General features: G+C 59.9%; 17 protein-coding genes and 1 tRNA gene. 14 read left to right on the top strand and 4 right to left on the bottom strand.

Annotation, left to right across the window (positions count from 1 at the left end; genetic code table 11):
* Window positions 1-2: 2 nt before the first annotated feature.
* The 3 genes from chvE to mmsB all read left to right on the top strand — a co-directional run bounded on the left by chvE (window position 3) and on the right by mmsB (window position 4,042).
* Window positions 3-1,079 carry a multiple monosaccharide ABC transporter substrate-binding protein gene (gene chvE, locus V8Z65_RS09470; RefSeq protein ID WP_338719392.1) on the top strand — a complete coding sequence of 359 codons (1,077 nt, stop codon included), beginning with the start codon at window positions 3-5 and terminating at the stop codon, window positions 1,077-1,079.
* A gap of 153 nt (window positions 1,080-1,232) precedes the next feature.
* Window positions 1,233-2,765, top strand: a complete 1,533-nt coding sequence (gene mmsA / locus V8Z65_RS09465; RefSeq protein ID WP_338719390.1) for a multiple monosaccharide ABC transporter ATP-binding protein — start codon at window positions 1,233-1,235, stop codon at window positions 2,763-2,765.
* Window positions 2,762-4,042 carry a multiple monosaccharide ABC transporter permease gene (gene mmsB / locus V8Z65_RS09460; RefSeq protein ID WP_338719388.1) on the top strand — a complete coding sequence of 427 codons (1,281 nt, stop codon included), beginning with the start codon at window positions 2,762-2,764 and terminating at the stop codon, window positions 4,040-4,042. The genes mmsA and mmsB overlap by 4 nt, the downstream gene beginning before the upstream one ends.
* Before the next feature lie 93 nt (window positions 4,043-4,135).
* On the opposite strand, the gene V8Z65_RS09455 is transcribed toward mmsB, so the two are convergent.
* Entirely contained in the window at window positions 4,136-4,885 is a 750-nt protein-coding gene (locus V8Z65_RS09455; RefSeq protein ID WP_338719386.1) for a ribonuclease activity regulator RraA, read from the bottom strand.
* A 70-nt stretch (window positions 4,886-4,955) separates the two neighbouring features.
* Window positions 4,956-6,305 (bottom strand): mandelate racemase/muconate lactonizing enzyme family protein, encoded by a 1,350-nt coding sequence (locus V8Z65_RS09450; protein ID WP_338723996.1) that lies wholly within the window; start codon window positions 6,303-6,305, stop codon window positions 4,956-4,958.
* 524 nt (window positions 6,306-6,829) lie between these two features.
* On the opposite strand from V8Z65_RS09450, the gene V8Z65_RS09445 reads away from it, so the two are divergent.
* Window positions 6,830-6,905, top strand: a tRNA-Trp gene (locus tag V8Z65_RS09445).
* Between the two features lie 299 nt (window positions 6,906-7,204).
* On the opposite strand, the gene V8Z65_RS09440 is transcribed toward V8Z65_RS09445, so the two are convergent.
* Window positions 7,205-7,471 carry a hypothetical protein gene (locus tag V8Z65_RS09440; RefSeq protein WP_338719384.1) on the bottom strand — a complete coding sequence of 89 codons (267 nt, stop codon included), beginning with the start codon at window positions 7,469-7,471 and terminating at the stop codon, window positions 7,205-7,207.
* Window positions 7,472-7,728: 257 nt separating this feature from the next.
* Here V8Z65_RS09440 and secE point away from each other — a divergent pair, with 257 nt between their 5' ends.
* The 8 genes from secE (at window position 7,729) to rpoC (ending at window position 19,875) form a co-directional block, all read left to right on the top strand.
* A complete protein-coding gene (gene secE / locus V8Z65_RS09435) occupies window positions 7,729-7,923 on the top strand; it encodes a preprotein translocase subunit SecE (RefSeq protein WP_338719382.1) in 195 nt (64 codons plus the stop codon).
* Window positions 7,924-7,965: 42 nt separating this feature from the next.
* Window positions 7,966-8,496, top strand: a complete 531-nt coding sequence (gene nusG / locus V8Z65_RS09430; RefSeq protein WP_297113154.1) for a transcription termination/antitermination protein NusG — start codon at window positions 7,966-7,968, stop codon at window positions 8,494-8,496.
* A 118-nt stretch (window positions 8,497-8,614) separates the two neighbouring features.
* Window positions 8,615-9,043, top strand: a complete 429-nt coding sequence (gene rplK, locus V8Z65_RS09425) for a 50S ribosomal protein L11 (RefSeq protein WP_338719374.1) — start codon at window positions 8,615-8,617, stop codon at window positions 9,041-9,043.
* Between the two features lie 6 nt (window positions 9,044-9,049).
* Window positions 9,050-9,742: a 50S ribosomal protein L1 gene (rplA, locus tag V8Z65_RS09420; protein ID WP_338719372.1), complete on the top strand. Its 693-nt coding sequence runs from the start codon at window positions 9,050-9,052 to the stop codon at window positions 9,740-9,742.
* Window positions 9,743-10,101: 359 nt separating this feature from the next.
* Window positions 10,102-10,620 (top strand): 50S ribosomal protein L10, encoded by a 519-nt coding sequence (gene rplJ / locus V8Z65_RS09415; RefSeq protein ID WP_338719370.1) that lies wholly within the window; start codon window positions 10,102-10,104, stop codon window positions 10,618-10,620.
* Window positions 10,621-10,677: 57 nt separating this feature from the next.
* Complete coding sequence (gene rplL / locus V8Z65_RS09410; RefSeq protein WP_338719368.1) at window positions 10,678-11,058, top strand: 50S ribosomal protein L7/L12; 381 nt, start codon at window positions 10,678-10,680, stop codon at window positions 11,056-11,058.
* Between the two features lie 411 nt (window positions 11,059-11,469).
* Entirely contained in the window at window positions 11,470-15,609 is a 4,140-nt protein-coding gene (rpoB, locus tag V8Z65_RS09405; protein WP_338719366.1) for a DNA-directed RNA polymerase subunit beta, read from the top strand.
* 81 nt (window positions 15,610-15,690) lie between these two features.
* The gene (gene rpoC / locus V8Z65_RS09400) at window positions 15,691-19,875 is read left to right on the top strand and encodes a DNA-directed RNA polymerase subunit beta' (RefSeq protein ID WP_338719364.1); all 4,185 of its coding nucleotides are present in this window, start codon (window positions 15,691-15,693) and stop codon (window positions 19,873-19,875) included.
* Between the two features lie 54 nt (window positions 19,876-19,929).
* Here rpoC and V8Z65_RS09395 read toward each other — a convergent pair whose 3' ends face one another.
* Window positions 19,930-21,024 carry an FAD-dependent oxidoreductase gene (locus V8Z65_RS09395; protein ID WP_338719362.1) on the bottom strand — a complete coding sequence of 365 codons (1,095 nt, stop codon included), beginning with the start codon at window positions 21,022-21,024 and terminating at the stop codon, window positions 19,930-19,932.
* Between the two features lie 484 nt (window positions 21,025-21,508).
* On the opposite strand from V8Z65_RS09395, the gene rpsL reads away from it, so the two are divergent.
* Window positions 21,509-21,880, top strand: a complete 372-nt coding sequence (gene rpsL / locus V8Z65_RS09390) for a 30S ribosomal protein S12 (protein ID WP_035080811.1) — start codon at window positions 21,509-21,511, stop codon at window positions 21,878-21,880.
* Between the two features lie 14 nt (window positions 21,881-21,894).
* A complete protein-coding gene (gene rpsG, locus V8Z65_RS09385) occupies window positions 21,895-22,365 on the top strand; it encodes a 30S ribosomal protein S7 (protein ID WP_338719348.1) in 471 nt (156 codons plus the stop codon).
* Window positions 22,366-22,371: the final 6 nt, after the last annotated feature.

Genomic DNA, 22,371 nt, shown 5'->3' with positions numbered 1-22,371 from the left:
ACGTGAAGGTTCTCAAATCAATCGCGACGGTGTTCGCTGCGGGTGCGCTGGCCGCCACCGCTGTTACCGGCGCCTTCGCCCAGGACAAGGGCCAGGTCGGTATCGCCATGCCGACGCAGTCGTCGCTGCGTTGGATCTCGGACGGCAATGAGCTCAAGTCCGCACTGGAAGGCATGGGCTACACCGTCGACCTGCAATATGCGGAAGACGATATCCCCAACCAGCTGGCCCAGATCGAAAACATGGTCACCAAGGGCGTCAAGGCTCTCGTGATCGCTTCGATCGACGGCACCACGCTCAGCGCCGTGCTGCAGCAGGCCGCCGACCAGGGTGTCAAGGTTATCGCCTATGACCGCCTGATCCGCGAAAGCGGCAATGTCGACTACTACACCACCTTCGACAACTTCCAGGTTGGCGTGCTTCAGGCCAACAGCCTGGTGAAGGGTCTCGAAGAGCGCTTCGGCGACCAGAAGCCCTGGAATGTCGAGCTGTTCGGTGGTTCGCCGGACGACAACAACGCCTTCTTCTTCTATGACGGCGCCATGGCTGTGCTGCAGCCGATGATCGACAGCGGCGACATTGTCATCAAGTCGGGCCAGATGGGCATGGAACAGGTTGGTACCCTGCGTTGGGACGGTGCTGTGGCACAGGCTCGCATGGATAACATCCTCTCCGCCAACTACTCGGACGGTAGCCGTGTGCATGGCGTGCTGGCTCCCTATGACGGCCTCAGCCGCGGCATCATCTCCTCGCTCCGTGGCGTTGGCTATGGCTCGGGCGACCTCTCCTGGCCGATCATCACCGGTCAGGATGCTGAAGTCCCGTCCGTGAAGGCGATCATTGCCGGCGAACAGTACTCGACCGTGTTCAAGGACACCCGTGAACTGGCGCAGTACACTGCCCAGCTGATCGACACCGTGCTGTCCGGCCAGGAGCCTGGCGGTCTGGACACCACTACCTATGACAATGGCGTCAAGGTTGTGCCCTCGATCCTGCTGACCCCCTATGAAGTCGACATCACCAATTACGAAGAACGCGTGATCGACTCGGGCTACATCAAGGCCGAAGAGCTGCAGTAAGCGGCGCAATAAGCGAGGGGCCCCGTCTTTGCGGGGTCCCTTTCAAACATGATTCACCGGGTTTTCCGACGAGCGGTTCACGTTCGGAAGGCCGGGTTTTTCGGGCGAGGCCCGGGTGAACCCATTTTCGGTGGTTGAAATGACAGGGTCAGCATGACCAAGACCATTCTGGAGATGCGCGGCATCACCAAGACCTTTCCCGGCGTCAAGGCGCTCTCGGACGTCAATCTGGATGTGCGCGAAGGCGAAATTCACGCCATTTGCGGCGAGAACGGCGCGGGCAAGTCCACCCTGATGAAGGTGCTGAGCGGGGTCTATCCCTCTGGCTCCTATGAAGGTCAGATCATCTATCAGGGCGAAGAACAGCACTTCAAATCGATCAGCGACAGTGAGCATAAGGGCATTGTCATCATCCATCAGGAGCTGGCGCTGGTGCCGCTGCTCTCGATTGCCGAGAATATCTTTCTGGGCAATGAGCAGGCCAGGAACGGCGTCATCGACTGGGATGAAACGCGCGACGGCGCGCGCAAGCTGCTCAAGATGGTGGGTCTGAACGAGGACCCCGATACGCTGATCACCAATATCGGCGTGGGCAAGCAACAGCTTGTCGAGATCGCTAAGGCGCTCTCCAAGCAGGTTCAACTGCTGATCCTGGATGAGCCGACGGCGTCGCTCTCCGAAAAGGACAGCCAGGCGTTGCTCGACCTGCTGCTCGAATTCAAGAAGCAGGGCATTACCTCGATCATTATCAGCCACAAGCTGAACGAGATCTCCCGCATTGCCGACCGCGTGACCGTTATCCGCGACGGGCGGGCCATCGAGACCATGAATACCGAGGATATCACCGAGGACCGGATCATCACCTCGATGGTGGGCCGGGCCCTGAATGACCGCTATCCGGCCCGCACGCCCAAGGTCGGCGAGGTGGTGCTGGAGGTGAAGAACTGGAACGTCTTCCATCCGCAGCATCGTGATCGGCAAATCATCCGCGACGTCAATATCAACCTGCGCAAGGGCGAGGTTGTCGGCATTGCCGGGCTGATGGGATCGGGGCGCACGGAATTTGCCATGAGTGTCTTCGGCAAATCCTATGGTCAGAAGATCTCGGGCGAGGTGTTCGTCAACGGTCAGAAGGTCGATACCTCGACTGTCGACAAATCGATCCGCAACGGCATTGCCTATGCCACAGAGGACCGCAAAACCTATGGTCTGAACCTGATCGACCATATCAAGCACAATACCACCATCGCCAATCTGCTCGGCGTGTCCCGGTGGGGCGTGATTGACGATCTGGCCGAGCTCGACGCCGCCAATGACTATCGCAAGAAGACCAATATCCGCTCCTCGAGCGTCTATCAGGTGGTGGGCAACCTGTCGGGCGGCAATCAGCAGAAGGTGGTGCTGAGCAAATGGCTCTATGCCAATCCGGATGTGCTGATCCTGGACGAGCCGACGCGCGGCATCGATGTCGGCGCCAAATATGAAATCTACACCATCATCAACCAGCTCGCTGCCCAGGGGAAGGCGATCCTGGTGATCTCCTCGGAAATGCCCGAGCTGCTCGGCATTACCGACCGCCTCTATGTTATGAATGAAGGCCGCATCGTGGGTGAAATGCCCACCAGCGAAGCGAGCCAGGAAAAGATCATGCGCTCCATCGTGCGCGCCGAAGGAAAAGCCTCATGACCACCGAAACCGCACCGACCGGAACCTCTGCGGCCCAGCCGGCTCAGGCCCATGAACTGACATTGCTTGGCGCCCTGCGGGCCAATATGCGCGATTACGGCCTGTTGCTCGCGCTGATCCTGATCATGCTGTTCTTTCAGTATTTCACCAATGGCGTGCTGTTCAAACCGGTCAACCTGACCAATATCATCCTGCAGAACAGCTATATCATCGTGATGGCGCTGGGCATGCTGCTGGTGATTGTGGCCGGCCATATCGACCTTTCGGTCGGTTCGGTCTCCGGCTTTATCGGCGCGCTCGCGGCCATGCTGATGGTGGGTTGGGATCTGCCGCCCGAATTGGCGTTCCTGTCCCATCCGATCGTGGCGGGGGCTATCTGCCTGCTTGCGGGCGCCGTCATTGGCGCGGCGCAGGGCTATCTGATCGCTTATTACAAGATCCCGGCGTTTATCGTGACGCTGGCGGGCATGCTGATCTTCAAGGGGCTGTCGCTGGCTATCCTGGCGGGCAAATCGGTGGGGCCGTTCCCGGCCGAGTTCCAGATGCTTTCGGCAGGCTTCATTCCCGATATCGTGGGACCGATCACCATGCCCTGGCTGGCCGAGAACGGGCAGAATGTGGTGCTGCATTCCACCACCATGGTCATTGCGATCCTGGCCATTGTCGGCATGGTCTTCTTTGCCATCCGCGGCCGCGCCCGTCGCATCGCGCGCGGTTATGATGTCGAGCCGTTCAGCCTGTTCGTGATCAAGAACGTTGTGATTGCGGCGCTGGTGCTGTTCTTTGCCTATATGCTGGCGTCCTATCGCGGCCTGCCGAACGTGCTGGTTGTGATGGGCGTGCTGATCGCCTTCTTCGTCTTCATGACCAAGCGCCTGACCTTTGGCCGCCGCATCTATGCGCTGGGTGGCAATCTCAAGGCTGCGGCACTTTCGGGCATCAAGACCGAGCGGACCACATTCTATATCTTTGCCATTATGGGCGCCCTGGCGGCTCTGGCCGGCATGATCTATGCGGCCCGCCTCAATTCGGCGACGCCGAAAGCGGGGCAGGGGCTGGAGCTGGACGTGATCGCGGCCGTGTTCATTGGCGGCGCTTCGGCGCTGGGCGGTGTCGGTCAGGTTGCGGGCGCAGTGATCGGCGCCTTCATCATGGGTGTGATGAATAACGGCATGTCGATCATGGGCGTGAACATCGATTGGCAGCAGATGATCAAGGGCGTGGTCCTGCTCGCCGCCGTGTTCTTCGATCTCTACAACAAGAACCGGTCTGCCTGATCAAAGCGAATACGATACCGCCGGCTGTGCCGGCGGTATCGGCCTGTCTGGCCCTTGGCCAGTTTCCCTTTCCGGCGATCTGTGGTTGGCGACCTATTTGCCGGTTTTCACAGGGTTGAGCTTTCGCCACTCCTCGTATTCGGCCCGGGCATCGTTGTGGAGCGGGTAATAGCGCTGCAGAGGCTCGCCGGCCTGCAATTTTATGCGGGAGAAGTCTTCCCAGTCGTGGCTCCGATTGGCCTCCTCAATGACTTTCGCGGCCAGCGCAGAGGGCACGCAAACGGCCCCGTCGTCGTCGGCAACGATAATATCGCCGGGCATGACGAGGACACCGCCGCAGGCAATCGGCGTGTTGACCGCAAAGGGCATGATATTGGTCTGTGTGTGAAAATTGGGTGTCCATCCCCTGATCCAGACGGGGACGTCCAGCTTGCTCAGGTTGGGGCGGTCGCGCAGGCAGCCGTCTACCACTATGCCGGCACCGCCACGGCCCTTGAAATAGGTCGACATCATATCCCCGAAAATACCCGAGGACATGTCGCCGCGCGCATCCACAACGACAATGTCGCCCGCCTGAACGTGATAGAGCACATGCCGGTGTAGCTGCTTTTCAGGGTCAGCATATTCGGCTTCGTCATATAGATCTTCGCGCTTGGGCATGCACTGCAGGGTCAATGCCGGACCGGCGATGGCCTTGCCGGATTGCTGGGCAACCGGTCCCAGCAAGTGGCAATTGCGAACACCCATATGGGCCAGGGTTGACGAGGCAAGGGCGGCGCCAAGGGCCAGGATGCCGTCGACCAGTTCCTTTGGGGGACGGGTGATGTCGGGTGTGTGGGTCATTCAAATCATCCTACAATGGAATATTGGGAATATTTGCTTGGTGGTCCCGGTTTTGGGGGCTTCGGGCCGGTCAGCTCCAGGTCCGGTCCCAGCTATATTCGTGGTCCCAATGGTCGGTCGGCTGCCAGATGCCGGTGACGCCGTCCTGCAGATGCTGGCTGATGACGGCATCGTCTATGTCATCAATGCCCAGGCCAGGCTTGTCCGGCACGGTGATGAAGCCGTCTTTGACCAGGGGCTTGGGCAGGCCGATGGCGACATCGTCCCACCAGTCGACATCGACCGAGTGATATTCGAGCGCCATGAAGTTTTCGGTGGCGACCGCCATATGCGCCGCGGCCATGCAGGCGACAGGACTTTCAGCCATATGTACGGCCATCGCGATACCCTTATCCTGGGCGGCATCGCCAATCTTCTTGGTTTCGAGAATGCCTCCCGAGGTCAACAGGTCAGGGTGAATGACGGCAATGCCGGAATTCAGGAGTGGCTCGAACCCCTCCTTGAGGTAGATGTCCTCGCCGGTGCAGATCGGCACCGTGGTGGCCTGCTGTAGTTGGCGGTACTGATCGGCATATTGCCAGGGAATGACATCCTCGAGCCAGGCCGGCGCGTATTTCTCGATGCGCCTGGCCAGGCGTATGCCGCTTTGCAGGGAAATATGCCCCACATGGTCGATGGCAAGGGGCACCTCGTAGCCGATGACCTCGCGCACCTGGTAAATATAGTCCTCGAGCAGCTCCAGGCCTTTCTCGGTGAAATTGAGGCCGGTAAAGGGATGGCGGACATTGTGGACATCATAGACTGCATTGCGCGCCCGGCGGTCCTCCAGGGTTTTGCCCGTGCCGCGCTTGGGGTGGATACGATAGCCTTCCAATGAGCCGGCAGGCGCGACCACCGAGCCGGGCGTGTCGACGATCTGCATCAGGCCCAGATCCATCTTGAGGAAGGTGAAGCCGAGATCCATGCGTTCCTTGAGCCGCCTTCCGGTCTCGGTCCCGCTGGGAACCGAGGCGTCGGTATCGCAATACATCCGTACCTTGTCGCGGAACTTGCCGCCCAGCATCTGGTAGATCGGCACGCCATAGGCCTTGCCGGCCAGGTCCCAGAGCGCGATTTCGACGGCCGAAACGCCGCCACCCTGCCGCCCATGGCCGCCAAACTGCTTTATGCGGCGGAACAGCCTGTCGACGTCGCAGGGATTTTCGCCCAGGAGCCGGCTCTTGAGCATCAGGGCATAGGTGGCGCTGGCACCGTCCCGAACCTCACCAAGACCGACCAGACCCTGATTGGTGTAGATCTTCAGGATGGCCGTGGTGAAAGGGGCGCCAACAATTTCGGCTACCCGCATATCCGTGATGCGCAGGTCCGAGGGGCGGGACGCGGTGTTGACGTGGTCGAGGGCGGCGGCGTGCGTGTTCATGATGATGCTCAAAAAACTCAAAATGGAAGGTTGGCCGGCCGTGATGGCCTTGGTCGCTTCGGGGTCGAACAGGTGGATGCGGTCCTGATCGATTTCGATCGGAACGGGCCATTGTGGCGATGCCCCAGACGGCGGGGCGAGTTTGCCGGCGACAGGCTTATCGATGGAGACGCCGTGCGCCCGATCGGGACGGACCGGATTCGATGGCGAACGCATTGCAGCGCGCCAGGATACTCGAGACACTGCGCGGCCTGCAGCATGACAACTGCGCTTCGGTCGTCCATGTCACGCATGGTCTGACGTCGCCCCCCCAACTTCGCCAAGGCGTCTACCGTACTCCATAGTAGCGACGTGATGGAAGCCGGTCCTGGGGATGTGGCCGGCCGGGTGCCGTGGCGGGGCCGGAAGGGGCTATATCGGCCGTTCTGCCGCCGCGGGACGACCTTGCTTGTGAATGGGACGCAGGTCGCTCAAACTGACACTTGCATCCTTGGCGCTTTGCCATTAGACACGGCCTCGCCTGAAGGGGTTTAGCTCAGTTGGTAGAGCATCGGTCTCCAAAACCGAGGGTCGTGGGTTCGAGTCCCCCAGCCCCTGCCAGGCCCAAATATGCGTGACTGTCGAGAGGTCTCCAGTCCGCAATTCCCACCAAAGCGCTATCATGCCGCTTGTGGACCGGACTTTCATCTGGCTGCGAAGAAAAAAAAAAAAGAGCCAGTCCCCGGTAGGGGTCGGGAGTGCATGGGATCCGGGGACTGACGTTGGAGGTCGCAGGAGGCAAGTCCTGCCGCATAAAAACGCGCTGTGACAGCAAAGGTTGCGGGCAGGGGACTTTTTGTGTGCGCGGGTGCGAAGTGCCTTGTCTCGCGGCGGAAAATCCGTTGCCGAACGGTTACGTTTTACTCCGCCGCGACGGGCATTTTCTCGCTGTGGCGGGCCTTGAGCTTGTTGAGCTGGTGGGCAGCATGCGTCAAAAGCGCGGTGCGCACCTGCTCATGGGGAACCTTGCCGCAATCGGCCTTCACCGGCAGGTTGAGGCCATATTCGGTGACATTGCCGTGGAAGCGTTCGCGAATCCGCACGCGCACCGAACCGGTGATGCGGCCGGGAATGGTGGCATGGGGGCCAAAATGCATGAGTTGGCAGGCGAGGACCTCGAACGACATTGCTCCCTCCGCGAGCGTTGCCACATTCCGGGCACAATCTATCCAACGCCAAGCAATGCGGGCGTGCAAGGGGGATTCGTTCGCTTTTTCCACTTATGCTTTACATGTGATCGGAAATGAGGGGTGCTGAGAACAGCGATTCCCTTTGCCAAGCCTGTTGCATTCCGCAAGCAAAGCCTCTAGATAGCCCGCTCTAGCCGTGCGGGATTCCTGCGCGGCCTTTGGTTTTGCACCAAGATATTCGAGTAGAAACGCCCATGGCCCGCACGAACCCAGTCCAGTTTTTCCAGCAGGTTCGCTCGGAAGTCAGCAAGGTCACCTGGCCGGGCCGGAGCGAGATCGTGATTTCCACGATCATGGTTCTGGTACTGGTCATCCTGGCCAGCCTGTTCTTTCTTGCGGCGGACCAGATCATTTCCTGGCTCGTGTCTATGATGCTGTCGATCCGCTAAGTCGGGTCTTACAACAAAAGTTATTGGGAGCGGCGACCCTTTATGGCCAAGCGCTGGTACATCGTTCAGGCGTATTCGAACTTCGAGCGCAAGGTGGCGGAGGATATCCGTCTCAAGGTCGCTCAGAAGAAGCTCGAGCACCTGTTTGAAGACGTGATCGTGCCGACCGAGAAGGTCGTGGAGATCCGTCGCGGCCGCAAGGTCGACACGGAGCGCAAGTTCTTTCCGGGCTATGTGCTGGTGAAGATGGACATGACCGACGAGGCATTCCATCTGATCAAGAACACGCCCAAGGTCACTGGCTTCCTTGGCTCGGACAACAAGCCGATGCCGATCTCGGAGAGCGAGGCCATGTCCATCCTGCAGCAGGTGCAGGAAGGCGTGGATCATCCCAAGCCCTCCGTCAGTTTCGAAGTGGGCGAGAATGTTCGCGTGTCGGACGGTCCGTTTGCCAGCTTCAATGGCGTCGTCGAAGAGGTGGACGAAGAGCGTTCCCGCCTCAAGGTCGAGGTCTCGATTTTCGGTCGCCCCACACCTGTGGAGCTCGAATACGGTCAGGTCGAAAAGGTCTGACCAAAGCTATCCGGCCCAGGCCGGATAAAACCCGTGGAAGGGGATGGCGCTTTAGCCGGCGTCAGGAAACCGAACCACGGCCTTACTCGGTCAATCGTGACCACTGAAAGGAAACAAAATGGCTAAGAAAATTGTGGGCTATATCAAGCTCCAGGTGCCGGCTGGCTCTGCCACCCCGTCGCCCCCGATCGGTCCGGCGCTGGGTCAGCGCGGTCTGAACATCATGGAATTCTGCAAGGCCTTCAATGCGGCTACGCAGGAGCTCGACAAGGGCTCGCCCATTCCGACCATCATCACCGCCTATGCGGACAAGAGCTTCACCTTCGAGATGAAGCAGCCGCCGGTGACCTACTTCATCAAGCAGGCCATGAAGCTCAAGTCCGGCTCCAAGCTTCCGGGCAAGGAAAGCGCCGGCACCATCACGCAGGCTCAGCTGCGCGATATCGCCGAAAAGAAGATGAAGGATCTCAACGCGGACGACGTTGAGGCCGCAATGAGCATGATCGCCGGTTCCGCCCGGTCGATGGGCATCCAGGTCGAGGGCTAAGAACAAATGGCAAAGATCGCAAAGAAGGTTGCCGCCGGCCGTGAAGGCATCGACCGCAACAAGCTCTATTCGCTTGAAGAAGCTGTTAAGCTGGTGAAGTCGAAGGCCTCCGCCAAGTTCGACGAAACCGTTGAGATCGCGATGAACCTGGGTGTTGACCCGCGTCACGCTGACCAGATGGTCCGCGGCGTTGTCAGTCTGCCCAATGGCACCGGTAAGACCGTTCGTGTCGCCGTGTTTGCTCGTGGCGCCAAGGCTGACGAGGCCACCGCTGCTGGTGCTGACATTGTCGGCGCCGAAGAGCTGATGGAAACCATCCAGTCGGGCAAGATCGAGTTCGATCGCTGCATTGCCACGCCGGATATGATGCCGCTGGTCGGTCGTCTGGGTAAGATCCTGGGCCCGCGCAACCTGATGCCGAACCCCAAGGTCGGCACCGTGACCATGGACGTCAAGGGCGCCGTTGGCGCTGCCAAGGGCGGCGCTGTGGAATATCGCGTTGAAAAGGCCGGTATCATCCATGCCGGTATTGGCAAGGTGTCGTTCTCGGAAGAGGCGCTGCTGGCCAATATCAAGGCCTTCACCGATGCCGTGCAGAAGTCCAAGCCTGCTGGCGCCAAGGGCACCTATGTCAAGAAGGTCGCGGTTTCCTCGACCATGGGCCCGGGCGTTCATGTCGAGCCGTCTTCGGCCGTCTGAAGAAAAGACTAGGAGCGCGGGCTTTATTGCCGTATAGCGCTCCTCGCAAAATTCCGGGCAGTTTCGATTGCCCGGTATTTCGGCCGAAGGGTTCGCCCTGACGCTGAAAAAGTCCTGTCCGAGACTGCCGGCCGGCGTTCCGCCGTTAATTCCAGATGGAGCCAGCAATAGACGGGGTGAGACCCAATTCCGGGCCGAACGGCCCATGGGGTTGAGGTTCGAACCTAAGCCAGTTGCCCCCAGCGGGCTCCCGGTTGGCAGGCACTAACCGTTGTTCCCCGGTCCCAAAAGGGCAGGGGGCAGCAATTGGCAATGGCTCCTTGGTGTTCCACCTTGGGGTCAATTTGTGGAGACTAGCATTGGAAAGAGCGGAAAAGCGTGAAGTCGTCGCCTCGCTCCAGGAAGCCCTTGCGGGCGCTGGATCGATCGTCGTCGCGCACAATACCGGCCTGACCGTTGCCGCTTTCACCGATCTGCGCGTGCAGGTCAAGAAGGCTGGCGGCAAGGTCAAGGTCGCCAAGAACCGCCTTGCCAAGCTCGCTCTGAAGGAAACCGATGTCGCGGACATTTCGGGCCTGTTCACCGGCCCGACCGTCATCGCCTATGCGGAAGATCCCGTCGCTGCACCAAAAATCGCAGCGGCCTTCGCCGAGAAGAACCAGAAGTTCGTCATTCTCGGTGGTGCCATGGGTCAGACCGCTCTGGACTCCGATGGGGTCAAGGCGCTGGCAACGATGCCCTCGCTGGACGAACTGCGCGCCAAGCTTGCCGGCCTGGTCAAGCAGCCCGCCCAGAACATCGCTTCCATCCTCGTGCAGCCGGGTGCGGGCATTGCTCGCGTTCTGGCCGCCCACGCGGATCAGGGCGAAGCGGCTTAAGGCCGTTCCAAACTACCTCAACATTCGAACCCGAACCCAAACTGAAAAGAGTATAAAATGGCTGCTGATCTCGCCAAGCTCGTAGACGACCTTTCGGCCCTGACCGTCCTGGAAGCTTCCGAACTTTCGAAGCTCCTGGAAGAAAAGTGGGGCGTTTCTGCCGCTGCTCCGGTTGCTGTTGCTGCCGCTGCCGGTGGTGCTGCTCCGGCTGCTGCCGCTGAAGAAAAGACTGAATTCGACGTGATCCTGGCCGCCTTCGGCGACAACAAGATCAACGTGATCAAGGAAGTTCGTGGCATCACCGGCCTCGGCCTGGGCGAAGCCAAGGCCCTGGTCGAAGGCGCTCCGAAGCCGATCAAGGAAGGCGTGTCGAAGGCTGAAGCCGAAGACATCAAGAAGAAGCTGGAAGATGCCGGCGCGAAGGTCGAACTGAAGTAATTTCAGTTTAAGCCTTGAAATTTGCGAAATGGCGCTTTATGTGCCATTTCGCTTTTCCGTTTCTGACGGAACGATTCGCTTTGGGCCGATTGGATGGGTCCGAGCCCCAATTTGCGGAAATATATGACGAATTTGGATGTCGCGGGCAGATTGAAGCCTCTGTTGACCTCGCCGTGGGCTGTGCCACGTGCGGGGCTTTAGTCGCTGATCACGTGTCTGTGAACCGGCTCATCGGGTCGTGAGCCGGGTTCTTGTGTCATCCACCTTAGACCCGCTGAATTGACTACCAGGCATATATCCCGAGCGCCGACGGCTGATAGTCGGGTCTTTGGATATCTGCCTCCGAGACAAGCAAAAATGGAGCGTCACGCCTTGGCGGCGATGACGCGATAACCAGAAACAGGAGCTTTCATGGCTACCACGTTCAACGGCCGCCGCAAGGTTCGCAAGTCCTTCGGTTCCATCCGCGAAGTCACGGAGCTGCCCAATCTGATCGAAGTCCAGAAGGCTTCCTATGATCAGTTTCTTCAGGTCGCCGAGCCCAAAGGCGGTCGTCCGGAAGAGGGTCTGCAGTCCGTGTTCCGGTCGGTCTTCCCGATCACTGACTTCTCTAATACGGCAAGCCTGGAATTCGTACGCTACGAATTCGAGCAGCCCAAATATGACATCGATGAGTGCCGCGCGCGCGATATGACCTTCGCTGCCCCGCTCAAGGTGACGCTGCGGCTGATCGTGTTTGAAGTGGACGAGGAAACCGGCGCCCGCTCGGTCAAGGACATCAAGGAGCAGGACGTCTATATGGGCGACATGCCCTTCATGACGCCCAATGGCACCTTTGTGGTCAACGGCACCGAGCGCGTCATCGTTTCGCAGATGCACCGCTCGCCCGGCGTGTTCTTTGATCACGACAAGGGCAAGACCCACTCTTCGGGCAAGCTGCTGTTTGCTGGCCGCATCATTCCCTATCGCGGTTCCTGGCTCGATATTGAATTCGACGCCAAGGATATCGTCTATGCGCGTATCGACCGTCGCCGCAAGATTCCGGTCACCTCGCTGCTCAAGGCGCTTGGCATGGATGCCGAGGAAATCCTCGACACCTATTACAACAAGCTCAACTACGAAAAGACCGAGAAGGGCTGGCGCGTTCCTTACGACGCCGAAAAGTGGAAAGGCGCCAAGCCGACCCATGACCTGATCGACGCCAAGACCGGCGACGTCGTGCATGAGGGTGGCAAGAAGCTCTCGGCCCGTCAGGCCAAGAAGCTGGCCGAAAACGGCCTTACGCACCTGCTGGCCGTCGATGAAGACCTCTATGGCATGTATGTCGCCGAAGATCTGGTGAACCTGCAGACCGGTGAGATCTATGCCGAGGCCGGCGACGAGCTCGACGAAAAGCTGCTAACCTCTCTGGTCGACAAGGGCTTTGACGAGCTGCCGATCCTCGACATTGACCACATCACCATCGGTGCTTATCTGCGCAACACGCTGGCGATCGACAAGAATGAGAGCCGCGAAGATGCTCTGTTCGACATCTATCGCGTGATGCGTCCGGGTGAACCCCCGACCGTCGAAACCGCCGAAGCTATGTTCCAGTCGCTGTTCTTTGACAGCGAGCGCTACGATCTGTCGGCTGTTGGCCGCGTCAAGATGAACATGCGCCTCGAACTCGATGCGCCGGACACCATGCGCACCCTGCGCAAGGAAGACATTGTCGAAGTCGTCCGTACTCTGGTCGATCTGCGCGATGGCCGTGGCGAAATCGACGATATCGACAACCTGGGAAACCGCCGCGTCCGTTCGGTCGGCGAACTCATGGAAAACTCATACCGCCTTGGTCTGCTCCGCATGGAGCGTGCCATCAAGGAGCGTATGAGCTCGGTCGAAATCGACACGGTGATGCCGCAGGACCTGATCAACGCCAAGCCGGCTGCCGCTGCTGTGCGTGAATTCTTCGGTTCCAGCCAGCTCAGCCAGTTCATGGACCAGACCAACCCGCTCTCGGAAGTCGCGCACAAGCGTCGTCTCTCCGCGCTTGGGCCTGGCGGTCTCACCCGCGAACGTGCTGGCTTCGAAGTGCGCGACGTGCACCCGACCCACTACGGCCGTATCTGCCCGATTGAGACGCCGGAAGGCCCGAATATCGGTCTGATCAACAACCTGGCCACCTATGCCCGCGTCAACAAGTACGGTTTCATCGAAACCCCGTACCGCAAGATCGTCGATGGCAAGCTGACCGACGAGGTCGTTTACCTCTCTGCCATGGAAGAGGCGAAGCACTACGTCGCTCAGGCGAACGTGCAGTTCACTCCGACCCTGGAGCTGCAGGACGATCTGGTTGTTGCCCGTCATGCTGGTGACAACGGCCTGACGCCCAAGGAAAACGTCGACCTGATGGACGTTTCGCCCAAGCAGATGGTGTCGGTCGCCGCTTCCCTGATCCCGTTCCTTGAAAACGACGACGCCAACCGCGCTCTGATGGGCTCGAACATGCAGAAGCAGGCTGTGCCGCTGCTGCGTGCCGAGGCTCCGTTTGTGGGTACTGGTATGGAGCCCGTCGTGGCCCGTGACTCGGGCGCTGCCATTGCGGCCAAGCGCACCGGTATCGTCGACCAGGTGGATGCCACCCGTATCGTTATTCGCGCAACGGAAGAAACCGATGCGTCGAAGTCGGGCGTCGACATCTACAACCTGATGAAGTTCCAGCGTTCGAACCAGTCGACCTCGATCAACCAGCGTCCGCTGGTCGTCGTTGGTGACCACATCAATGCCGGTGACATTATTGCAGACGGCCCGTCGACCGAACTGGGCGATCTCGCTCTCGGCCGTAACGTGCTCGTCGCCTTCATGCCCTGGAATGGCTACAACTTCGAAGACTCCATTCTGCTGAGCGAGAAGATCGCCATGCAGGACGTCTTCACCTCGATCCATATCGAGGAATATGAAGTCATGGCCCGCGACACCAAGCTTGGTCCGGAAGAAATCACCCGCGATATTCCGAACGTTTCGGAAGAGGCGCTGAAGAACCTCGACGAAGCCGGTATCGTTCATATCGGTGCTGAAGTACAGCCGGGCGACATTCTGGTCGGCAAGATCACCCCCAAGGGTGAATCGCCGATGACCCCGGAAGAAAAGCTCCTCCGCGCCATCTTCGGTGAAAAGGCCTCTGACGTCCGTGACACCTCGCTGCGCGTTCCGCCCGGCGATGCTGGTACTGTTGTTGAAGTGCGGGTGTTCAACCGCCACGGCATCGACAAGGACGAGCGCGCCATGGCCATCGAGCGCGAGGAAATCGAGCGCCTGGCCAAGGACCGCGACGACGAACAGTCCATTCTGGACCGCAACGTCTATGCGCGTCTGAAGGAAATGCTGTTCGGCAAGGCGGCGACTGCTGGTCCGAAGGGCTATGTGGTTGGCACCAAGCTCAATGACTCGATCTTTGAAGGTCAGCCGCGTTCGAAGTGGTGGCAGTTTGCCGTCGAAGACGACAAGGTCATGACCGAGATGGAAGCTCTTCATGCTCAGTATGAAGAGAGCCGTCGTCTGCTCGAGCAGCGCTTCATCGACAAGGTCGACAAGCTCCAGCGTGGTGATGAACTTCCGCCGGGCGTGATGAAGATGGTCAAGGTCTTCATTGCGACCAAGCGCAAGATCCAGCCGGGCGACAAGATGGCCGGCCGTCACGGGAACAAGGGCGTGGTTTCGCGCATCGTTCCGGTGGAAGACATGCCCTATCTCGAAGACGGTACGTCGGTCGACATCGTGCTCAACCCGCTCGGCGTGCCCTCGCGTATGAATGTTGGTCAGATCCTTGAAACCCATCTGGGTTGGGCCTGTGCCGGCATGGGCAAGAAGATCGACGAGATGGTTCGCGCCTACCACGCCAAGGGTGACCTGAAGCCGCTCCGCGCCGAGATCAACACCCTGTTCGCCAATGACGAAACGCTGACTGATCTCGACGATGACAGCCTTGTTCGCCTCGGCGAGCATTTGAGCAAAGGCGTGCCGATTGCGACGCCGGTCTTCGACGGTGCCAAGGAAGCCGACATCGTTGAGATGCTCGAGCGGGCAGGGCTGAAGGCCTCGGGTCAGTCGACCGTGTTCGACGGCCGTACCGGCGAGCAGTTCGACCGTCAGGTGACCGTGGGCTACATCTATATGCTCAAGCTCGACCACCTGGTGGACAACAAGATCCACGCGCGTTCGATTGGGCCGTACTCGCTCGTTACCCAGCAGCCGTTGGGTGGTAAGGCGCAGTTCGGTGGTCAGCGCTTCGGCGAGATGGAAGTGTGGGCTCTCGAAGCGTATGGCGCCGCCTATACGCTGCAGGAAATGCTCACCATCAAGTCGGACGACGTGGCGGGTCGTACAAAGGTCTACGAGGCCATTGTGCGCGGCGACGACACCTTCGAAGCGGGTATTCCGGAAAGCTTCAACGTTCTGGTCAAGGAAATCCGTTCTCTCGGTCTCAATGTCGAACTCGACATGCGCGAAGAGAGCGAACCCGAACAGCCCGATCCGGAGCTCGCACCTCCTCAGGAAGCGGCGGAATAATCCGGCACTTCCAGTTTCCAATCATCGCCCGTTCAGGATCCGTTCATTGACCGGCTCCTGGATGGGTAGAGGAGAGAATTTATGAATCAGCATTCCCACGTCATGGACCCGTTCAACCCGGCCGTCCCCGTGCAGACTTTCGATCAGATGAAGATCTCGATCGCGAGCCCCGAGAAAATCCTTAGCTGGTCCTATGGCGAAATCAAAAAGCCCGAGACCATCAACTATCGTACGTTCAAGCCTGAACGCGATGGTCTGTTCTGCGCTCGTATCTTTGGCCCCGTGAAGGACTATGAATGTCTTTGCGGCAAGTATAAGCGCATGAAATTCAAGGGCGTTATCTGCGAAAAGTGCGGTGTGGAAGTCACCCTGTCGCGCGTTCGCCGTGAGCGCATGGGCCATATCGAACTGGCCGCTCCGGTCGCTCATATCTGGTTCCTGAAGTCCCTGCCGAGCCGTATTGCACTGCTGCTCGACATGACCCTGAAGGATATCGAGCGCATCCTGTATTTCGAGAACTATGTGGTCCTCGATCCTGGTCTTACGCCGTTCACGCAGAACGAGCTGCTGACCGAAGAACAATACTTGGACGCCCAGGACGAATACGGCGCAGATTCTTTCACCGCCAAGATAGGCGCCGAGGCCATCCGCGAAATCCTGCTCGGCCTCGATCTGGAAAAGATCGCCGCTGACCTGCGCGTGGAAATTGCCGAGGCGACGACTGAGCTTAAGCCCAAGAAGCTCGCCAAGCGCTTGAAGATCGTCGAGCAGTTCATCGTGTCGGGCAACAAGCCCGAATGGATGATCATGACGGTCATTCCGGTCATTCCGCCCGAGCTGCGTCCGCTGGTGCCGCTCGATGGCGGCCGCTTTGCGACCTCGGATCTGAACGACCTCTATCGTCGCGTGATCAACCGTAACAACCGCCTGAAGCGCCTGATCGAGCTGCGTGCGCCGGATATCATCATCCGCAACGAAAAGCGCATGCTGCAGGAAGCTGTGGACGCGCTGTTCGACAATGGTCGTCGCGGCCGCACCATCACGGGCGCCAACAAGCGTCCGCTGAAGTCGCTCTCCGATATGCTCAAGGGCAAGCAGGGCCGGTTCCGCCAGAACCTGCTCGGCAAGCGCGTGGACTATTCGGGCCGTTCGGTGATCACCGTGGGTCCGAACCTCAAGCTGCATCAATGCGGTCTTCCCAAGAAGATGGCGCTCGAGCTGTTCAAGCCCTTCATCTATTCGCGCCTTGAAGCCAAGGGTTTCTCGTCGACGGTGAAGCAGGCCAAGAAGCTGGTTGAGAAGGAAAAGCCGGAAGTCTGGGATATCCTGGACGAGGTCATCCGCGAGCATCCGGTGCTGCTCAACCGCGCTCCGACGCTGCACCGCCTCGGCATTCAGGCCTTCGAGCCCATGTTGATCGAAGGCAAGGCCATCCGCCTGCATCCGCTCGTCTGCTCGGCCTTCAACGCCGACTTCGATGGTGACCAGATGGCCGTGCACGTGCCGCTGTCGCTCGAAGCGCAGCTTGAAGCGCGCGTCTTGATGATGTCGACCAACAACATTCTGCACCCAGCCAATGGTCAGCCGATCATCGTGCCGTCGCAGGACATCGTGCTTGGTCTCTATTATCTGTCGCTGATGAACGACAATGAGCCGGGCGAAGGCATGGCCTTCGGTTCCTATGCGGAACTGGAACATGCGCTCGACAACAAGGTCGTCACCCTGCACACCAAGATCAAGGCACGCGTGCCGGCCTGGGATGCAGAGGGCAAGCAGACCACCGAGATCGTGGAAACGACTCCGGGTCGCATGCTGATTGGTCAGATTCTGCCGCTTAACCCAGCTGTGCCGTTCGCTACCGCGAACCAGCTTATGACCAAGAAGATGATCTCCAAGATGATCGATACCGTGTATCGCGGTTGCGGTCAGAAGGAGACGGTCATCTTCTGTGACCGTGTCATGCAGCTCGGTTTCAAGAACGCCTGTGATGCCGGCATTTCGTTCGGTAAGGACGACATGGTTATCCCGGCGTCCAAGTACACGATCGTGGAAGACACACGCAAACAGGTCGAAGAGTTCGAGCAGCAGTACAATGACGGCCTGATCACTCAGGGCGAAAAGTACAACAAGGTTGTCGACGCCTGGGCCAAGTGTGGTGACAAGGTCGCCGAAGAGATGATGGACGCAATCCGTACCGTCCAGATCGACGCGGAAACCAAGCGCCAGAAGCCGATCAACTCAGTCTACATGATGTCGCACTCGGGTGCCCGCGGTTCGCCGGCCCAGATGAAGCAGCTCGCCGGCATGCGCGGCCTTATGGCCAAGCCGGACGGCTCGATCATCGAGACCCCGATCACTGCGAACTTCAAGGAAGGCCTGAACGTGCTGGAGTACTTCAACTCCACGCACGGTGCCCGTAAGGGTCTGGCTGACACTGCCTTGAAGACCGCGAACTCGGGCTACCTGACCCGTCGTCTGGTTGACGTGGCCCAGGACGCGATCATCGTGTCCGAGGACTGCGGCACCGACCGTGGCCTGACCATGGAGTCGATCGTCGATGCCGGCCAGGTTGTGGCGTCGCTGGGTCAGCGCATTCTCGGCCGCACCACGGCCGACGATGTGTTCCACCCGATTTCGGGCGACCTCATCGCTCCCAAGGGTACGCTGCTTGAAGAAAAGCATGTCGATGTGATCGAAGAGGCCCGCATCCAGTCGGTCCGCATTCGTTCGCCGCTGACCTGTGACATGCGTCAGGGTTGCTGCGCAGCCTGCTACGGCCGTGACCTGGCGCGTGGTACTCCGGTCAATATCGGTGAAGCTGTCGGTGTTATCGCCGCCCAGTCCATCGGTGAACCCGGTACCCAGCTGACCATGCGTACCTTCCATATCGGTGGTACGGCGCAGGTGGTGGACTCCTCGTTCCTGGAGGCCGGTGCCGAAGGTAAGATTGAGATCCGCAATCCGAGCCTGGCCACTGTCGAAGGCGGCAAGCAGGTCGTCATGGCCCGTAACGTGGCCCTGGCCATCGTCGATGCCGACGGCAAGGAACGCGCCACCCACAAGGTGACCTACGGCTCCAAGCTGCTGGTCAAGGAAGGCGACAGCGTCCGCCGTGGCCAGCGCCTGGCCGAATGGGATCCGTACACCCGTCCGATCCTGGCCGAAGTCGAAGGCGAGGTTCTGTTCGAGGACCTGGTCGATGGTGCATCGGTTGCTGAAAACACCGATGAGGCCACCGGCTTCACCAAGCGCGTGGTCATCGACTGGCGCGGCAATCAGCGCGGTGAGGGCCTTAAGCCCGCGCTCGCTATTGCCCGTGGCGGCACGGTTGCCAAGGTGGAACGCGGCGGCGATGCCCGCTACCTGCTCTCGGTCGACGCGGTTATCGCGGTCGAGCCGGGTGAGAAGGTTGCCCCGGGTGACGTGCTCGCGCGTATTCCGCTGGAAAGCGCCAAGACCAAGGACATCACCGGCGGTCTGCCGCGTGTGGCCGAGCTGTTCGAAGCCCGTCGTCCGAAGGATCACGCCATCATCGCCGAGATCGATGGTACCATCCGCTTCGGCCGCGACTACAAGAACAAGCGTCGCGTGGTCATCGAGCCGGCAGAAGAGGGTGCCGATCCGGTCGAATACCTGATCCCGAAGGGCAAGCCGTTCCATCTCCAGGAAGGCGACACCATCGAGAAGGGCGAATACATTCTGGACGGCAACCCGGCGCCCCACGACATCCTTGCCATCAAGGGCGTCGAGGAACTGGCACGCTATCTCGTCAACGAGATCCAGGAAGTGTACCGCCTGCAGGGCGTGTTGATTAACGACAAGCACATTGAGGTGATCGTTCGCCAGATGCTGCAGAAGGTCGAGATCGTGGAGCCCGGTGAAAGCGGCCTGCTTAAGGACGAGCAGCTCGACAAGCTGGACTTTGACGAGCTCAACGACGCGCTGATTGCCGAAGGCAAGAAGCCGGCGACCGCTAACCCGGTTCTGCTCGGTATCACCAAGGCATCGCTGCAGACCCGTTCGTTCGTGTCGGCCGCCTCGTTCCAGGAAACCACCCGTGTGCTGACCGAGGCTGCCGTCTCGGGCAAAGCGGACCTGCTCGAAGGTCTCAAGGAAAACGTCATCGTCGGCCGTCTTATCCCGGCCGGTACGGGTGCCGGACAGGCCAAGGCCAAGCAGATCGCTGCCAAGCGCGACGATCTCATTCTGGAAGAACGCCGCCGTCAGGCCGAAACGGTGCAGATCGCTGCACCGGCCGCCGAATAAGGCGACGACATTGCGAGAATTGGGAAGGGGCCTTCGGGCCCCTTTCTTTTTTTGCTAGGGTGTCAGGCCCAGATACCGGGCGAGTTCACTGGCTGCAGCCGCGCCGGCACGGTTGGCGCCGATGGTGGAGGCGGAAGGGCCATAGCCAACGAGATGCACGCGCGGGTCTCTAGCCACCTGGGTGGCGAGGCGTCCGGTCATGACGATCCCGCCGCTTTCCTCCCGGATTTGCAGCGGCGCCAGATGGTCGAGTGAACTGCGGAATCCCGTGCACCACAGGATCACATCGACATCGAGCTCCCGGCCATCGGGCCAGCGAACGCCCGATCTTGTGATTTCCGAAAACATGGGCTGGCGATCGAGCACGCCGCGCTTACGCATGGCTTCGATGGCGGGTGTCACCGGCAAGCCGGTCACCGAGACGACGGCGCGTGGCGGCAGACCGGCGCGAACGCGTTCCTCGACCATGGCGACTGCCATGCGCCCCGCGTCCTCATCGAATGGACCGTCCCGCCAGCGCGGCGGCGTACGGGTGACCCATGTGGTCCGGGCTACCCGAGATATCTGGTCCAGCAATTGAATGGCCGATATTCCACCCCCGACGATCAGCACGTGTTGGCCGGCGAATTCGTCGGCCGTCCGAAAATCCTTAGTGTGCAGGGTTCGTCCGGCGAATAGTGTGGCGCCCGGATATTTGGGAACGTATGGGTTTTCCCATGTACCGGTTGCATTGATGATGCCACGGACGGAAAACAAACCGCGATCGGTTTCGACCCGCAAGCGTTCGCCACGGTCGCAGACCACCTTCGCGGTGGCCGGGCGCAGGACCCTGAGATCATAGTGCTGCTCGTAGGCCGCGAAATAATGCGGCACCGCTACCGATGCCTTGACCATGTCGTCGTCGCCGGCATAGGCGGCGAAACCGAGACCCGGCAGGTCATGTACACGATTGACGGTGCTGAGGGTCAGCGAGGGCCAGCGGTATTGCCAGGCACCACCGGGTTGGGGTGCCTGGTCAATCAGGAGGAAGTCCCTTTCCGGCACCAATCCGCGCTTGCGCAGATGGTAGGCAGCGCTGAGCCCGGCCTGCCCGGCGCCGATGACGAGAATATCGAGCTTGAGGGCGGCGCGCAGGGGCAGGTCGGTCACGAGGGGCTCCGAATTCACCACCTGATCTAGGCGGGTACTATCGAGCGCACAAGGGCAGGGGATAATCCCCTGTTCTGAACCTGCACCTGCCCGGCGAGCGATGCCGAACGGATCGCGGAGGAACCGTCCAGTCACGCTCCAACACCCGACGGGGGCATGCTTGCCTGAAACGCAAGGCTCTCCTTCGGATTTTTCACGAAAGAATCCTTGACGGGGCGAGTCTTCGGCTCTAAACAGCGCCTACCTTAGCGGTCGGTCGTGGTTGCCACACCGGGTCCCTGCCATCTAGTGCGGGTATCCAAGGCAATCAAACACACTGTCGGGTAGTTAGACGAAGCAAATCCTTGTGCGCATGACTGCTGCCGAAAGGCGGGTGGTCCGCTGCAATTGAGGCGCCGCCGAATCCCTTGAAAGGGCTCGGGCGAGCGCCGCTTTGGTTTGCCGAAGCTAACCCTAATAATTTTGGACCAATGGAAAGAGCGCAATGCCCACCATTAATCAGCTGATCCGCAAGCCACGCGCCAGCAAGCCAAAGCGGAACAAAGTTCCGGCCATGGAAGCCAATCCGCAGAAGCGCGGCGTTTGCTCCCGTGTGTATACCACGACCCCGAAGAAGCCGAACTCGGCTCTGCGCAAGGTTGCCAAGGTTCGCCTGACCAACCAGCGCGAAGTGATCTCGTATATCCCGGGCGAGGGTCACAATCTGCAGGAGCACTCCGTTGTGCTCATCCGCGGCGGTCGCGTGCGCGACCTGCCGGGCGTTCGCTACCACGTGCTCCGCGGTGTCCTGGACACGCAGAGCGTGAAGGACCGCAAGCAGCGCCGGTCCAAATATGGCGCGAAGCGTCCGAAGTAAGGAGATATTGAGCGATGTCCCGTCGTCACCGCGCCGAAAAGCGTGAAGTTATTCCTGATCCCAAATTCGGCGATCTGGTCGTTTCCAAGTTCATGAACTCGCTCATGAAGGACGGCAAGAAGTCGGCTGCCGAATCCATCGTCTATGGCGCCTTCGACATCGTCGAAGCCAAGACCAAGCAGGATCCGATCACCGTGTTCCACGGCGCGCTGGACAATATCCGTCCGGCCGTTGAAGTGCGTTCGCGCCGCGTTGGTGGTGCAACCTACCAGGTTCCGGTTGAAGTTCGTGCCGACCGTCAGCAGGCCCTGGCCATTCGCTGGCTGATCGACAGTGCCCGCAAGCGTGGTGAGAACACCATGCGCGAGCGTCTCTCCGGTGAGCTCATGGATGCGATGAACGGTCGCGGCCAGGCCGTCAAGAAGCGCGAAGACACGCACCGTATGGCTGATGCCAACCGTGCATTCTCGCACTACCGCTGGTAGTAGGAG

This window comes from Devosia sp. XK-2 (genome assembly GCF_037113415.1).
GTDB lineage: Bacteria > Pseudomonadota > Alphaproteobacteria > Rhizobiales > Devosiaceae > Devosia.
Note: the sequence above shows the minus strand (reverse complement) of the source record. Positions and strands in the feature narration are given on the sequence as shown.